Source organism: Priestia veravalensis, from assembly GCF_001457055.1.
In the GTDB taxonomy this organism is placed as follows: Bacteria; Bacillota; Bacilli; order Bacillales; family Bacillaceae_H; genus Priestia; species Priestia flexa.
The window spans coordinates 18166-33971 of the sequence record NZ_KQ758634.1; the positions used below are offsets into that span (position 1 = coordinate 18166).

The 15806-nt window shown below is 39.5% G+C and carries 18 protein-coding genes; all 18 read right to left on the bottom strand.

The window, feature by feature from the left end:
* Positions 1 to 21: 21 nt before the first annotated feature.
* Positions 22 to 1053, bottom strand: coding sequence for a stage II sporulation protein D (gene spoIID / locus AS180_RS05635; RefSeq protein WP_025908767.1), 1032 nt, complete (start codon positions 1051 to 1053; stop codon positions 22 to 24).
* Between the two features lie 154 nt (positions 1054 to 1207).
* A complete protein-coding gene (gene murA / locus AS180_RS05640) occupies positions 1208 to 2515 on the bottom strand; it encodes a UDP-N-acetylglucosamine 1-carboxyvinyltransferase (RefSeq protein ID WP_025908766.1) in 1308 nt (435 codons plus the stop codon).
* A 31-nt stretch (positions 2516 to 2546) separates the two neighbouring features.
* Positions 2547 to 3290, bottom strand: coding sequence for a YwmB family TATA-box binding protein (locus AS180_RS05645; RefSeq protein ID WP_025908765.1), 744 nt, complete (start codon positions 3288 to 3290; stop codon positions 2547 to 2549).
* A 105-nt stretch (positions 3291 to 3395) separates the two neighbouring features.
* Positions 3396 to 3635: a DUF1146 family protein gene (locus tag AS180_RS05650; protein WP_025908764.1), complete on the bottom strand. Its 240-nt coding sequence runs from the start codon at positions 3633 to 3635 to the stop codon at positions 3396 to 3398.
* Between the two features lie 189 nt (positions 3636 to 3824).
* A complete protein-coding gene (locus tag AS180_RS22325; RefSeq protein WP_156413453.1) occupies positions 3825 to 3986 on the bottom strand; it encodes a hypothetical protein in 162 nt (53 codons plus the stop codon).
* 119 nt (positions 3987 to 4105) lie between these two features.
* Positions 4106 to 4513 (bottom strand): F0F1 ATP synthase subunit epsilon, encoded by a 408-nt coding sequence (locus tag AS180_RS05655; RefSeq protein ID WP_025908763.1) that lies wholly within the window; start codon positions 4511 to 4513, stop codon positions 4106 to 4108.
* Positions 4514 to 4538: 25 nt separating this feature from the next.
* On the bottom strand, positions 4539 to 5960 hold the full coding sequence (gene atpD, locus AS180_RS05660; RefSeq protein ID WP_025908762.1) for a F0F1 ATP synthase subunit beta: 1422 nt from the start codon (positions 5958 to 5960) through the stop codon (positions 4539 to 4541).
* Positions 5961 to 5996: 36 nt separating this feature from the next.
* Positions 5997 to 6854: a F0F1 ATP synthase subunit gamma gene (locus tag AS180_RS05665; RefSeq protein WP_061785834.1), complete on the bottom strand. Its 858-nt coding sequence runs from the start codon at positions 6852 to 6854 to the stop codon at positions 5997 to 5999.
* A 110-nt stretch (positions 6855 to 6964) separates the two neighbouring features.
* The gene (atpA, locus tag AS180_RS05670) at positions 6965 to 8473 is read right to left on the bottom strand and encodes a F0F1 ATP synthase subunit alpha (protein WP_025908760.1); all 1509 of its coding nucleotides are present in this window, start codon (positions 8471 to 8473) and stop codon (positions 6965 to 6967) included.
* Positions 8474 to 8488: 15 nt separating this feature from the next.
* Entirely contained in the window at positions 8489 to 9034 is a 546-nt protein-coding gene (locus AS180_RS05675) for a F0F1 ATP synthase subunit delta (protein WP_025908759.1), read from the bottom strand.
* Positions 9031 to 9543, bottom strand: coding sequence for a F0F1 ATP synthase subunit B (atpF, locus tag AS180_RS05680; protein ID WP_025908758.1), 513 nt, complete (start codon positions 9541 to 9543; stop codon positions 9031 to 9033). The genes AS180_RS05675 and atpF overlap by 4 nt, the downstream gene beginning before the upstream one ends.
* 119 nt (positions 9544 to 9662) lie before the next feature.
* Positions 9663 to 9875, bottom strand: coding sequence for a F0F1 ATP synthase subunit C (gene atpE, locus AS180_RS05685; protein ID WP_025908757.1), 213 nt, complete (start codon positions 9873 to 9875; stop codon positions 9663 to 9665).
* A gap of 91 nt (positions 9876 to 9966) precedes the next feature.
* On the bottom strand, positions 9967 to 10680 hold the full coding sequence (gene atpB, locus AS180_RS05690; protein ID WP_025908756.1) for a F0F1 ATP synthase subunit A: 714 nt from the start codon (positions 10678 to 10680) through the stop codon (positions 9967 to 9969).
* 6 nt (positions 10681 to 10686) lie between these two features.
* Positions 10687 to 11070 carry an ATP synthase subunit I gene (locus AS180_RS05695; protein WP_062686534.1) on the bottom strand — a complete coding sequence of 128 codons (384 nt, stop codon included), beginning with the start codon at positions 11068 to 11070 and terminating at the stop codon, positions 10687 to 10689.
* A gap of 6 nt (positions 11071 to 11076) precedes the next feature.
* Entirely contained in the window at positions 11077 to 11298 is a 222-nt protein-coding gene (locus tag AS180_RS05700) for an AtpZ/AtpI family protein (RefSeq protein ID WP_025908754.1), read from the bottom strand.
* A 319-nt stretch (positions 11299 to 11617) separates the two neighbouring features.
* Complete coding sequence (locus tag AS180_RS05705) at positions 11618 to 13813, bottom strand: S8 family serine peptidase (RefSeq protein ID WP_025908753.1); 2196 nt, start codon at positions 13811 to 13813, stop codon at positions 11618 to 11620.
* Positions 13814 to 13881: 68 nt separating this feature from the next.
* Positions 13882 to 15030, bottom strand: a complete 1149-nt coding sequence (wecB, locus tag AS180_RS05710; RefSeq protein ID WP_025908752.1) for a non-hydrolyzing UDP-N-acetylglucosamine 2-epimerase — start codon at positions 15028 to 15030, stop codon at positions 13882 to 13884.
* A 24-nt stretch (positions 15031 to 15054) separates the two neighbouring features.
* Positions 15055 to 15684, bottom strand: a complete 630-nt coding sequence (upp, locus tag AS180_RS05715) for a uracil phosphoribosyltransferase (RefSeq protein ID WP_025908751.1) — start codon at positions 15682 to 15684, stop codon at positions 15055 to 15057.
* Positions 15685 to 15806 lie beyond the last annotated feature (122 nt).

The window sequence follows — 15806 nt, forward strand, 5'->3', positions numbered from 1 at the left end:
GCCTAAAGTAAACTTTACTGTTTATTTTTTAGCTGTTAACTGTGCAACATACTGGTCTGAACCTGCAATTGCTACTCCTGTATAATAATGTGTCACAATATCTTTATAAGATTTACCCTCCATAGCCATACCGTTAGCACCGTATTGACTCATACCAATCCCATGTCCATACCCCTTGGTTTCAATGACAATATGATCATTTTCACGTTTCCATGTAAAATCAGCTGAAGACAGGTTTAGTTTATTACGCACCACAGTCCCAGCTATCTTTTTATCGCCAACCTTCACATAGTCTACTCTTTTTCCAGGCGTTTTTGAAATAATATCACCTATATCAGTAGACTGTGAAATATTGACGCCTAGTTTCTGTTCAAACTCTGAAATAGACATCATCTTTTCATTTTTAAACTTAGGTGATTTCGTATCCCAATGACTCTCTACGCTCTTTAAATAAGGAATAGAATTTGACCACACCGACTCTGAGTTTTCTGTATAGCCATTGCTAGTTGAAAAGAACGTGGCATCAATGGGCTTATTGTTATACGTCAAGATTTGTCCTTGCGTTTTTTTAACCGCTTCTTTCACTTTTTTGATTTTCCACTCATATTCTTTTCCCCAATGCTTCTTTAATTCTTTTTCACTTAAATATACTTGATCGTTAACAGTATCTGTAATGTCTGCACCTTCTGGTAAGCCCGCATTTGCTCTATTCATAAGCTTTTGAACAGTGTAAGTGCGTGCTGCTAGACTTTGCGCTTTTAATGCTTCCAATTCAAATTCTGCAGGCATTTCAGCCGCTACCACGCCCACTAGGTACTCTTCTAGAGGTAGTGTCTCTACCTGCTCTGACTGAGAGCGGTATACGCCCACATCAACATCTAACTGTGAGCCAGGTGATTTCTGTACCTCAGACTGCTCCGCTTTTTTATTCTCTTCATTCGTTAATGGCTCGCTTTCCTTTTCAATAAAAGGTATCACCAATAAAGTTGGAATTAAAAGAATGACGAGAAAGAAGATCGCTGCGAGAATAATCATTGGCTTTATTTGCTTCATGTATACAGAGCCTCCATATCTATGAATTTATCAAGGAACTCAACAATCCTTATAGTTCATATTTATGGATAGGGACAAGCTTTTATGACACTCCAAAACCTTTTCTAAATTTGTCCATAAAAAAAAGTATCTCGACAAAGCGAGATACTTTTTTTTACATATTTACATCAGACACTTGTTGCGATATTTCAACTTGATGCGTTTTATCATTTACACGTTCAATATCAGCACCTAATCCTGCTAGCTTTTGGTGGAAGTTCACATAGCCACGATCTAGATGCTTTAATTCAGTAACGCGCGTATAGCCATCAGCTACTAAGCCAGCAAGCGTTAATGCTGCTGCTGCACGTAAATCCGTTGCTGCCACTTCTGCGCCTTGTAATTTTGAAGGACCATTAATAATAACAGAACGACCTTCAATTTTAATATCTGCATTCATACGACGAAACTCTTCGACATGCATAAAGCGATTTTCGAAAACTGTTTCTGTAATCATACTTGTGCCTTCAGCTGCTAATAATAATGCCATCATTTGAGATTGCATATCTGTTGGGAAGCCAGGATGTGGCATCGTTTTAATATCAACAGGCTTTAATTTCTCTGGCCCAATAACACGCAGTCCATCGCCTTCTTCAATAATCTTGACACCCATTTCTTCCATCTTCGCTATCAACGAGCTCAAATGTTCAGATACAGCACCGCGTACAAGCACATCTCCACCTGTAATTGCCGCTGCTACCATAAACGTACCCGCTTCAACGCGATCCGGAATAATTGAATGTTCGGCACCATATAATTTGTTAACACCTTCAATTCGGATTGTACCAGTTCCAGCCCCACGTACTTTCGCGCCCATCGCATTTAAGAAGTTTGCTAAATCCACAATTTCAGGCTCTTTTGCTACGTTTTCAATAATTGTTGTACCTTCAGCAAGCGTTGCTGCCATCATGATATTTTCAGTAGCACCTACACTTGGGAAATCTAAATAAATCTTTGCACCTTGTAATCTTCCTTCAACTTCAGCATAGATAAAGCCGTTTCCAACCGTAACTTTTGCGCCCATTGCTTCAAAGCCTTTAAGGTGCTGATCAATTGGACGAGAACCAATTGCACATCCACCTGGTAATGCAACACGCGCTTTACCAGTACGGGCTAATAAAGAACCCATTACTAATACAGATGCTCGCATTTTTCTTACATACTCAAAAGGTGCATCTGTTTCTAATTCTCTTGATGCATCTACAACTACACGATTTGTTTCAAAATCCACTTCTGCATTCAGATGTCTTAAAACTTCGCCAATCGTAAATACATCGGAGAGAGCTGGTACATCATTTAAAATGCTTTTTCCATCACTAGCTAATAATGTTGCAGTGATAATAGGTAAAACGGCATTCTTTGCACCTTCTACTTTTACTGTACCGTTTAATCTATTTCCACCGCGGACGATGATTTTTTCCAAGGTATTCCCCTCCGCGTCCATTTTCTATATATTAATATTCAGACGTAATAATAGGTGTGCCAACAACCAGGGTTGTTTGGCCGCCCATTCCTGTCTTGCGTAATGCAATTTGTAAGTTCATTTCCTGTTGTTGACTTGAAAGAGCTTCTTCCCACAGTCCAGTATATGCTGATACTGATACAAATGACTCTTCCATTAGCGATTCAATCTGCTGGGCATTGAATGCTGTTAGTAATTGCTTGACTTGTAAAGACAAAACACTTTTCATCTTATCATTTATTTCACCTTTTATACAAGAGAAAATTAATGGATTTGTTAGGAAAAGTTTCTCATAATTGTCTTTAAAAATCCCCTCGGCATCGCTGACATTTTGAGTCGTGAATTCTTGTCCTATTAACTCATATGAGATATATCCACCTGTGCTTTTTTTATCTCCCGTATAGGTTAACATAATCAATTCTTTCACAGATCCCGCTTGTCTTGTACCTTTAGCTTTCCATACACCGTTTTCCCTTTTAATGTCCCATTTAAAACCTTTATATTTAGTTTGAAGCTGTTTTGATTTCATTTGGAAGTTTACTAGACTAGTAACGTCTGTAGCTTCTTCACGTGCATACAATGACCATTCTTTCATCTCTACAGCTTCTTTATTTAAGACGTTAACCATTTTTTCAAGCGTTGAATTTGAAGCTTGTGCATTGGTCACGTAACTTCCATAATATACGATTACACCTACAATGAAAATAGCCAAAAAGACACTAATTTTTTTTCCCATTTCCTCACTCCCTCTTCTTACTATCAGCCTGTCCAAATTAACCAGATGAATACACCTGTTTCGTCGTCATTTTTAGACAGCCTTTTAAGAGGGAAGAACTATTTTCTATTGAAATAAGGAAGGAATTCGCTGCGACCAGAATAAGTAATCCAAAAAGAAATTACTAACCGTGGACGCGATTGTAATGGTAAGCAAGATTAACATGATTCTTGCTTGTACTACACGATTTGGCTTCATTAATTTCTCAATCTGAAAACCTTGAAGCGCATACCATGTAATTACAATAAAAATAAGGTGAGAAACCATCGCTAATAGCGCCTGCGGACCAATACCACCAATTAGCATGATCACACCTCCTTAGCATAATGATAAACAACAAAGAAGAGCCACTATCTCATTTAATCACAGTCGAGCGCAATGTGCAAAGATTTACCTCTATATAACTTAATTTACATATTTTAACTAAATTAACCCTCTTGTTTATATAAAAAGAGTTTGGGACATAACAAAATGATGGCTTCTAAAAGACGAACACTAGCTGTTCCTATCTCTTTGATTTGTCTGAACACGTTCGTTCCATTGCGCTACGGCCACTAGCTTTCCGCGGGGAGGAACCTGAGCTTCCTCGCTGCGCTGCGGGATCTCAGTTTTCCCTCTCTTTCCCGCAGGAGTCGAGTGTCCTACGCTCCATTCCACCCTGTTTCCAACATTGTTTTCACAATCAACCAGAAAAACCTGAACGATTAAAAGTTATGAACTCTCAATCGTTCAGGTATAGTAGAGGCTGAACTACTTATGTCTCAGTCTCTTTGTTATTACATTTTCTGTTTAGTAACTTCTATGCGATTTAAAGCACGCTTTAAAGCTAACTCAGCACGTTTAAAATCAACGTCATCCTGCTTGCTTTGCAGTCGTGTTTCCGCTCTATTTTTTGCTTCTTCTGCACGAGAAACATCAATCATATCTGACGTTTCTGCTGCCTGTGCTAAGATTGTTACTTTGTCAGGTCTTACTTCAAGAAAGCCTCCACTAACAGCTACAACTTCATCACTGCTGCTTCCTTTTTTCAAGCGGACGGCTCCAATTTGTAATGGAGCTACCATCGGAATATGTCCATGTAAGATACCGAGTTCACCACTTTGGGCTTTGGCACTGACCATTTCCACTTCCGAATCGTAAACTGGGCCATCAGGAGTGACTACACTGACATGGATTGTCTTCATTCAAAAAACCTCCTATGTCCCTATATTATACTTCTACTCCCATGCTTTTCGCTTTTTCAACTACTTCTTCAATACGTCCTACTAGACGGAAAGCATCTTCTGGTAAATGATCATATTTACCTTCAAGGATTTCTTTAAATCCTTGAACCGTTTCTTTAACTGGTACATATGAACCTTTCTGACCAGTAAATTGCTCCGCAACGTGGAAGTTTTGAGATAAGAAGAATTGAACACGACGAGCACGTTGGACAACAAGTTTATCTTCATCAGATAACTCGTCCATACCTAGGATTGCAATAATATCTTGTAATTCTTTATAGCGCTGTAATGTTTGCTGAACTTGACGTGCAACATTATAATGCTCTTCACCTACGATTTCAGGAGAAAGCGCACGAGAAGTCGAAGCTAATGGATCTACCGCTGGGTAAATACCCATTTCAGATAGCTTACGCTCTAGGTTAGTTGTTGCATCTAAGTGAGCAAACGTCGTTGCAGGAGCTGGATCCGTATAGTCATCGGCTGGTACATAAATCGCTTGGATTGATGTTACAGAACCAACGCTCGTAGATGTGATACGCTCTTGCAATTGACCCATTTCCGTTGCTAGTGTAGGTTGGTAACCTACCGCTGAAGGCATACGACCAAGTAGGGCTGATACTTCTGAACCGGCTTGTGTAAAGCGGAAGATGTTGTCGATAAAGAACAGAACGTCTTGTCCTTGCTCATCACGGAAATATTCAGCCATTGTTAAACCAGTTAATGCAACACGTTGACGTGCTCCAGGTGGTTCGTTCATTTGACCAAATACCATCGCCGTCTTTTTAATAACGCCAGAATCTGTCATTTCGTGGTATAGATCGTTCCCCTCACGAGTACGTTCACCTACACCTGCGAATACTGAGATACCGCCGTGCTCTTGTGCGATGTTATTGATTAACTCTTGGATAAGTACAGTTTTACCTACACCGGCTCCACCGAACAAACCGATTTTACCACCTTTAATATAAGGAGCTAAAAGGTCAACTACTTTAATTCCTGTTTCGAGAATTTCAGCTTGTGTAGATAAATTTTCAAATTTTGGTGCTTCGCGGTGAATGGGATCACGACGAACTCCCGCACTGATTGGTCCATCTAAATCGATATGCTCACCTAATACGTTAAACACACGACCTAAAGTTACATCACCAACTGGTACAGAAATTGGTGCTCCTGTATCTTCTACTTCTAGTCCACGAACTAATCCATCAGTTGAAGACATTGCTACTGCACGAACTGTATTATCACCTAAGTGAATCGCAACTTCTAATGTTAATTCGATTGCTACTTCACTTTCACTAACAGGTTTATGAGAAATTTTAAGGGCGTTATAGATTGCTGGAAGGTGTCCGCTGTCAAACTTTACGTCTACAACTGGACCCATGATTTGAGTAACGCGTCCTTTTGCCATCGTGTTCCCTCCTAACTTGCTTTTCAAGTCTTATTTCTATTCTAGAGCCGCTGCTCCACCAACAATCTCCGTAATTTCTTGCGTGATTGCTGCTTGACGAGCACGGTTATATGATAGGGTAAGATTATTAATAAGGTCTTTTGCATTATCCGTTGCATTTTTCATCGCTGTCATACGCGCTGCGTGCTCACTTGCTTTTCCATCCAGTAAGCCACCATAAATAAGGCTTTCTGCATATTGCGGCAATAGCACTTCTAATATCTCTTCTTGAGAAGGCTCGAATTCATAGGATACAAGCTTTCCTGTTGGAGCTAAGTCAGCTAACGGCAACAGCTTCTTTTCCGTTACTTCTTGAGAGATTGTATTAATAAAATGATTATAGTACAAATACAATTCATCAAATGTACCGTCCGCAAACATATGCACCGTTTGCGAAGTAATTCCTTGAATATCAGCAAAAGATGGTTGGTCGGATAAACCAGTAATTTCTAAAAACACTGGAATACCACGCTTTATAAAGAAGTCACGCCCGACTTTCCCAATTGCAATTACACCATACTCATCTGGAGATGTATGACGTTTTTCAATTGCTTGTGAGACAGCACGCAAAACGTTACTATTATAAGCTCCCGCTAAGCCACGATCCGAAGTAATGACAATGTATCCCGTTTTCTTAATAGGACGAGCCGTTAACATTGGATGTGCAGCGCCTTTACTGCCTCCTGCTACGCTTGCAACTACTTCTTGAATCTTTTCCATATAAGGAACAAAAGACTTAGCGTTCTGCTCGGCACGGTTTAACTTTGCAGCTGAAACCATTTCCATTGCTTTTGTAATTTGACTCGTTTTTTTCGTTGATGTAATTCTCGTTTGTATATCACGTAATGATGCCACAGGTTTCACCACCTTGTTTTAGAAGATCACGTGGTATGAAAGGTGAACATAAGTTCACCTTTACCTTAATAAAAGCTTGTCTTAACATACCATTTTGACAAAATTAACGATTACTCAGATGCTACAAATGTTTTCTTGAACACTTCAAGAGCAGACTCAAATGCACCATCTTCAGGCAGTCCACCAGTTGTACGAATTGTTTCAAGAACTTCTTTACGATTTGAATCTAACCATGCTAAGTACTCATCTTCGAAACGAGTGATATCAGCAACTGGCACATCATCTAAGAAGCCTTTTGTTAACGCATATAAAATCGCTACTTGTTTTTCTACACGAAGCGGCTTGTGTAAGCCTTGTTTTAATACTTCTACTGTACGTGCACCACGGTTAAGCTTGGCTTGTGTAGCTTGGTCAAGGTCTGATCCAAACTGAGCAAATGATTCAAGCTCACGATAAGATGCTAAATCCAAACGCAGCGTTCCAGCTACTTTCTTCATCGCTTTAATCTGAGCTGATCCACCTACACGTGATACTGAAAGACCTGCGTTAATCGCTGGGCGTACACCTGAGAAGAATAAGTCAGACTGCAAGAAAATCTGTCCATCCGTAATCGAGATTACGTTTGTTGGAATATAAGCAGATACGTCTCCTGCTTGTGTTTCGATAAATGGAAGAGCTGTTAATGACCCTCCACCTTTAGCGTCTGATAATTTTGCAGCACGCTCTAATAAACGAGAATGTAAGTAGAATACATCCCCTGGATATGCTTCACGACCTGGAGGACGACGAAGTAATAATGAAAGTTCACGGTATGCAGATGCTTGTTTTGTTAAATCATCATAGATAACAAGTACGTGTTTGCCGTTATACATGAACTCTTCACCCATTGTTACACCAGCATAAGGTGCTAAGAACAGCATTGGTGCTGGTTGAGAAGCAGATGCTGTTACAACAATTGTGTAATCAAGCGCTCCATGCTTACGCAATGTCTCTACTACGTTACGTACTGTTGACTCTTTTTGCCCAATAGCTACGTAAATACAAACCATATCTTGGTCTTTTTGATTTAAAATTGTATCAATTGCTACAGATGTTTTACCTGTTTGGCGGTCACCAATGATAAGCTCACGCTGACCTCGACCAATTGGTACAAGAGCGTCAATCGCTTTAATACCTGTTTGAAGTGGCTCATGTACAGATTTACGATCCATAACGCCAGGAGCTTGGCTTTCAATTGGACGTGTTTTTGTTGTTCCAATTGGGCCTAAGCCGTCTACAGGTTGACCTAATGAGTTTACAACACGACCAATTAATTGTTCCCCTACAGGAACTTCCATGATTCTTCCTGTACGACGTACCTCATCCCCTTCACGAATTCCAGTGTAAGGTCCTAAGATAACGATACCGACATTGTTTTCCTCTAAGTTTTGTGCCATACCCATGACACCATTTGAAAATTCAACTAACTCTCCAGCCATGACATTGTCGAGGCCATGAGCACGTGCGATACCATCCCCAACTTGGATAACAGTACCTACATCACTCACTTTAATCTCAGACTGATAGTTTTCAATTTGCTGTTTTATCAGCGCACTAATTTCTTCAGCTTTGATGCTCATGAATTTCACCCCTATCTACGATCTATGTGCAAGAAGTTCGCGATGTACCGATTCTAATTTTCCGGAAATACTTCCGTCATAAATACGGTTGCCGATGCGAAGCTTCACGCCGCCGATTAGGCTCTTATCGATTACATTTGAAATATATAATGAATGCTTTCCTACTTTTGGTGCAAATGTTTCAGAAATAGCACGCTCTTCATCTGAAGATAATGCTTTTACAGAGTATACTGTAGCTGCAGCTACACCTCGTGCTTCATTTGCAAGAGCACGATACTCACGAGTAATCTCCCCTACTACTTGGATGCGATGACGATCTAATAATAAAAGGAGCGTATTTTGAACCGTTTCTGTCAACGTTGAAAACGTTTGGCGAACTAAGTCTTTTTTTCGGTTGGTTGAAATTTTTGGATGCGTTAACACTTCAATTAAATCATCGTTTTGAGCGAAAACTGCTTCCACTACGTCTAACTCTTCTTGTAAAGCATCGATTGATTGCTTTTCAGAAGCTAATTGAAAAAGAGCTAATGCATAACGCTTCGCGACTGCCGACTGACTCATCGTACATCCCCTACTTCTTGAATGTACTCATTGATCAATTTCTCTTGATCTTGCTCTGACAATTCTTTTTCAATCACTTTCGACGCGATTAATACAGATAATGATGCAACTTGCTCACGAAGTGCAGTAACTGCTTGATCTTTTTCTTGCTGAATTTCTTGTTTTGCTAATGCTTTTAAACGCTCAGACTCTTCACGCGCAGCAGCAACAATTTCTTCTTTTTTCTCTTCAGCAGATTTTCTTGCGTTTTCCATTAAAACTTGAACCTCTTCACGAGACTGTTTTAACAGCTCGCGCTGCTCCTCAACAAGCTTCTGTGCTTGTTGATTCTGCTGTTCAGCTGAATCAATTTCACTTGCAATATGCTCTTCACGCTGTTTCATGATACCCATTACTGGACCAAACGCGAACTTACGTAACAATGCTAGCAAGATAAGGAACATTACTAATTGGAATAAAATATCTCCACCGTTAAAGCCTGATGCTCCTAATACAAACGTATTTGACACGGCTGCTTCACTCCCTTCAAAGACTTAACATCTATGATTTTGCTCATTAAAGACATAAAGCAATGGCGAAGGTTCTTTTCGAATGATCTTCGCCACTTTTAAACGTTTTAAGTTACTGATTATTGACCTTGAACCATGAACGCGATTACTACAGCGATAATAGGAATCGCCTCTACTAATGCAACCCCGATGAACATTGTCGTTGTTAATGTACCACGTGCTTCTGGTTGGCGAGCGATACCTTCTACTGTTTTTGATACGATAAGACCGTTACCGATACCAGCACCTAGTGCCGCTAAACCAATTGCAATTGCAGCTGCTAATAAACCCATTTTATAAAGTCCTCCCTTAGTGAAATAGAATTTTTTCAACATGTTTTAAACTCGCTCAAAACGGGTAAAGCTTGAGCGAAGGTTTTATAAATTAATGGTCTTGACTCACTTTGTGTGCCAGGTAAACCATTGTTAACATTGTAAAGATAAAAGCTTGAATTGCACCTACGAAAATACTGAAGCCTTGCCATGCCAATGTTGGCACAACTGCCCCAAATAATCCAAGAGCAGTACCACTTGTAGCAAGCCCTGCTAATAAAGTTAACAGAATTTCTCCTGCATAGATATTCCCGAAAAGACGTAGACCAAGCGTTAGCGTATTTGCAAACTCTTCAATAATCTTTAATGGGAATAGAAAAGGCATTGGTTTGAAGTAATCTCGACCATATTCTGCAAATCCCTTCATCTTAATACCATAATAATGTGATAAGACAACGACCATTGCTGCTAGAGTCAATGTAATCGTCGGATCAGCAGTCGGTGATTTCCACCATAATTCGTGATCGACAACAACGGCAAATGGTAATCCTAACATATTGGCGACAAAGATATACATTAGTAGCGTTACACCTAATGTTAAGAAACGACCACCCGTCTTCCAATCCATTGTGCTGTTAATGAGGCCTTTCACAAAGTCTAATACCCATTCCAGGAAGTTTTGCATACCTGTAGGCTTCATTGCTAAAGTACGAGTACATAAAACTGCAATTAAAAACACAATGACTGACGCCACGGTAATCATCAACATGTTACTGAGATTAAACGTAAGACCAAAGAAATCTTGAGTTGGTGATTCATGACCCAACTATATTCACCTCTCTTCCCATCTCCTGCGTATATTTTGAACAACTAAATCTATGATAATGACAAGATAGGATGTCATTAATCCCATAACTACACCAATAATATGAAAAGTATTTGGATAAGAGATTGTAATTACAACTGCTAGAGCAGCGGTTGCAAACCTTGCAAATGTTCCTACTGAACGAGGTCGTTTTCCTTCATCCAGCGCTTGTCCAAACTGTTTAGCCCTTCTTACTAAAACCCAAAGGTTATACAAACTGAGTGCTGTACCTAAAATCAGGCCTAAAAACACGGTTTGATAAGGAGTAAATCCCAATCCGAGAACGTATAGTGCTAGTAAATAAAATATGTAGGATCGAAGTCTTGGAAATAAATGTTGCAATTCTTGCATGGATTATTAATCTCCTGAAAAAAATTGTCGGACTGTGCGCAGCATGGCATAGACGCCAACTGCAAGCCCTAAAAGAAGGCCTAAAACTAAAAAAAGTGGCTCAGTCCCAACTTTTCCATCAATCCATTTGCCACCAAATAGACCGATTAATACGGAACCTGCTAACTGAGAAAGAATGGTGGACATCAATGCAATCGCTTGTAATGAATGCCGTTTTTGCTTAGTCATTTAGAAAACCCCTTTTTGGTAAATTCTTTTTTTTCAAAAAAATCTACATACTCTACTCTAAAAATATGCGAGCTTATGTATAAATCACCAAAAAAGTTAAAAACAGTTAGTCAAAAACACAAGCGAACCTTGATTTTCAAGTGTTGAAAACCTTATCATTTATATCCATTGTTAGCATACAATAGCGCATATTTAATGTCAATGTGTTTAAGCTAAAAACTTCACAATCTAAAAAGGGATGTTCACATTTTTGCCACACATATTTCATATTTAAATAAGACCAATGTAAAAGGGCGTAAAACCTTGGTTTTACGCCCTTTTAATCAATTACTAGCCCTGCGTTTGCTACCTCTGTTTTACCATCTTTTTTAGCGTATGCGAACACTTTATACTCACCTTTGGGCAACTCTTCCTGCAGCTGAATTTTCCGTTTTAACATCCCTCTTTCTAGTTTTTTATCTACATCTAAATAAGAGACAAACCGAAGGGTGTCTATGTCATAAACAGCAATGCCAAATTCATCTGCTCCTTCAGGCAAAAACAATTCGTATAGATACGTTTTTTCGTCACTTCCCTGTACGGCCTGTAGTCCCATAACACGAGGATAATTTGGCTTTTCAACCATATACAAATAGGGTATTGATATTGTTTCACGTGAATCACGAATTTCTAAACGCCCATCATATATGCCTTTTTTCTTTTGATGGCTGTTTACCTGAAGATCAACTGCAATGGTCTTCGTTTCTTTCGGCTTCAATGTGAAAGAAAGCGGTACTCTCCAAATTTCTCCAAACGTTTTTGTTGGAGGCGTAACATGATAAACGTTTTTGTAATTCGCCTCATTAAAAATACGCATTTTAATCCTTTTGTTACTTTGTCCTTCAAAAACTCCAAACGACAGCGTGCTAGGTGATAACAGCGTTGTTGCCTTTACAGCACGTTCCACTTGAATTCTTCCTGCTCCTTGTTCATACGAGTGATAGAGCTCACCCTTTAAGTTACGAATTGGCTTTGCCGTACTCATAAGTGCCGCTTTTACTTGTTCTGGAGACCAATTGGGGTGAGCCTGTAAAAGTAACGCACAGGCTCCCGCTACGTGAGGTGCTGCCATGCTTGTTCCATTTAAAGGCTCATACCCGTTCGGTACCGTACTCCTAATTTGGTAACCTGGTGCTACCACATCAGGTTTGATATCCCAAGTGCTCGTAACTGGACCTCTGGAGCTAAAAGGAGTAATGATGTCTTCTACAGTTTTCATAGAAGCGAATGCATACGCGTTCCCTTTTTGAATTTCTTTCTTTATGGATTCTCCTACATCACTCGAAACCATAACTACTGGAATTGAAAACGATTCACTTACACTCTCGTCTACCACTCCATTAATAGCATGGTATACAATTACAGCTTTAGCTCCAGCTTTTTCAGCTTTACTGATTTTTTTAGACAGAGAGATTTCTCCTGTTTTCATAAGGACAACTTTGTTTCCAACATCTGCTACTTCCCTTCCGCTTCCTGCGTCCGTTAATACAATTGTCTGATCAATATCCCACTTCGCGGCATTTGGTAAAGGAGATAGAGAAATTTGCTGTGATAACTTTTCCATTTTTATAAATGGAATACGTGTCGGAGAAACTGAAGCACCAACCGAAATAGCTTGTTGAGCCGTTCCAGGAGAGCCTACGGTCCACAAACCAGGCCCTGAATTACCGCTAGAAGTTACTGCTACGATCCCTTTTTCAACAGCTTTATTTAACGCTAAGCTTGTAGGTAAATCTGGACCATTAATGTCATTTCCTAACGATAAGTTAATGACATCGACCCCATCTTGAATTGCTTTTTCAACAGCTAGAATAACATTTTCAGACGAGCCAGACCCACCCGGACCTAGGGCTCGGTAGGCATAAATTTCAGCTTCGGGTGCTACTCCGCGCATCTTCCCGTTTGCTCCTATAATACCGGCCACATGGGTACCATGAAGCGTAGGTTCTCCTTGCTTGCTTACTGTTTCCATTGGAGAATAATCTTGGTCCACAACGTCATAGCCACCTCGATAATTTGACTTTAAATCAGGATGATTAAAGTCAATTCCAGTATCAATTATTCCAACCTTTATCCCTCGACCCGTCAAGCGCTGGTTTTTCTTATCAAACATGCCCCTTACCTTTTCACTGCCAATGTAGGATACACTTCCTTCATTTTTTGCATGATACGAAACAGAAGCATGCGAACTATCAATATAAGGTTCTTCTCGAAGTCTTTGTAAGTCATATAAAGTCCCCGATACGGATAGCCCTGTAAATACCTCCCGAAACTCGTGGTTAATGCTCACATTTGGATACTTTTTTTTTATTTCTTGTTTGGCAATCGCTACATTCTGCTCGTTCAGCATGAGAATGTATGTTTTTTGCACCTGTTTTTCAAATGATTGAATATCTGGAAACTCTACACTTTCACCGTACGTGCTTGTGCTGTTTATTCCAAACATTGACAGTAATAAAATGGTTATTTTCCACATAAAAACACCTCTCTACATAGCGTGTCACAAAGAGACCGCATTCATGTGAGAGGTGTTAGATTTATTTTTTATAGTGGCTTAAATTCTTCAGGTCTTTCTTCACGATGTTTAAAGTAGTAGCTAATCGCATCGCAAATACGCTCAGAGGCATGGCCGTCTCCGTAAGGATTAGATGCTTTAGACATTGTTTCATAAACAGCTTTGTCGATTAATAACTCTTTAGCTAAGTTGTAAATAGTTTCTTCTTCTGTGCCAGCTAATTTTAACGTTCCTGCTTCAATGCCCTCTGGACGCTCCGTTGTATCACGCAATACTAATACGGGTACACCAAGAGAAGGTGCTTCCTCCTGAACGCCACCGGAATCCGTTAAAATGAGGTGTGCTCGATTCGCAAAGTTATGGAAGTCGATTACATCTAACGGTTCGATAAGATGAATGCGATCATCATCGCCCAATATATCATTAGCTGTTTCACGTACAACAGGATTTAGATGCACAGGATAGACAACTTGTACGTCATCATGTTCAGTTACAATACGCTTTACCGCTCTAAACATATTTTTCATTGGCTCACCTAAATTTTCACGACGGTGAGCGGTTAATAAGATAAGGCGATCGCTGCCAAGATTACGTAAGACTTCATGCTCATACGAATCTTTTACAGTTGTTTTTAGCGCATCAATAGCTGTGTTTCCTGTCACAAAAATGTTTTCTTCATTCTTGTTTTCTGTTTTCAAATTAACAGAAGACTTCGTTGTTGGAGCAAAGTGTAAATCTGCTAGTACACCCGTCAACTGGCGATTCATCTCTTCAGGATAAGGTGAATATTTATTCCATGTGCGAAGACCTGCTTCTACATGGCCTACAGGAATTTGGTTATAAAACGCTGCTAGTCCAGCAATAAATGTTGTTGTTGTATCTCCATGAACCAACACAATATCCGGCTTTACTTTTTGCATCACATCGTTTAAACCTTCTAATCCTCTAGTTGTTACATCCATTAATGTTTGACGGTCTTTCATAATATTTAAGTCATAATCTGGTTCGATATCAAAAATGGATAGCACTTGATCCAGCATTTGACGGTGCTGAGCAGTAACGGTCACAATTGCTTCAAATTCCTTGGGACGCTTCTTTAGCTCAAGAACAAGTGGCGCCATTTTAATAGCTTCCGGTCTAGTACCAAATATCGTCATTACTTTAACTGGTTGCTTCATTATTTATCACCCGTATCTGAGAAATTATTTTGTACCAAATAAACGGTCTCCCGCATCTCCTAAACCTGGAACGATATAACCATGGTCATTTAATTTTTCATCTAAAGCTGCGATATAAATATCAACATCTGGATGTGCTTCTTTTACGATTTCTACTCCTTCTGGAGAAGCGATTAAGCACATAAATTTAATGTTTTTTGCGCCACGCTTTTTCAATGAATTAATAGCTTCTACTGCTGAACCACCCGTTGCAAGCATCGGATCTACAACAATAAAATCACGCTCTTCTACATCATTTGGTAATTTAACATAGTATTCCACTGGTTGAAGTGTTTCTGGATCACGGTACAGGCCAACATGCCCTACTTTTGCTGCCGGCATTAATTTTAAGAAACCATCAACCATTCCGATACCTGCACGTAAAATTGGTACAATCCCTAGTTTTTTACCAGCGATTACTTTTGAAGTCGTTTTGCATACTGGCGTTTCAATTTCCACATCTTGTAAAGGTAAATCACGAGTTGCTTCAAAAGCCATTAAGCTTGCTACTTCGTCTACTAACTCACGGAATTCTTTTGTTCCCGTTTTTACATCACGTATGTATGTTAATTTGTGTTGAATAAGAGGATGATCGAATACGTATACTTTGCCCACTGAAATCTCTCCTTTGAATTTAAAAATGTCCACATTGAAATACCATTCAAGCGCTTGAATGGTACCTACTTTTTAAAAAAAACGATAACGTTAACATAACTTAAGCATTGCATCTATTTTAC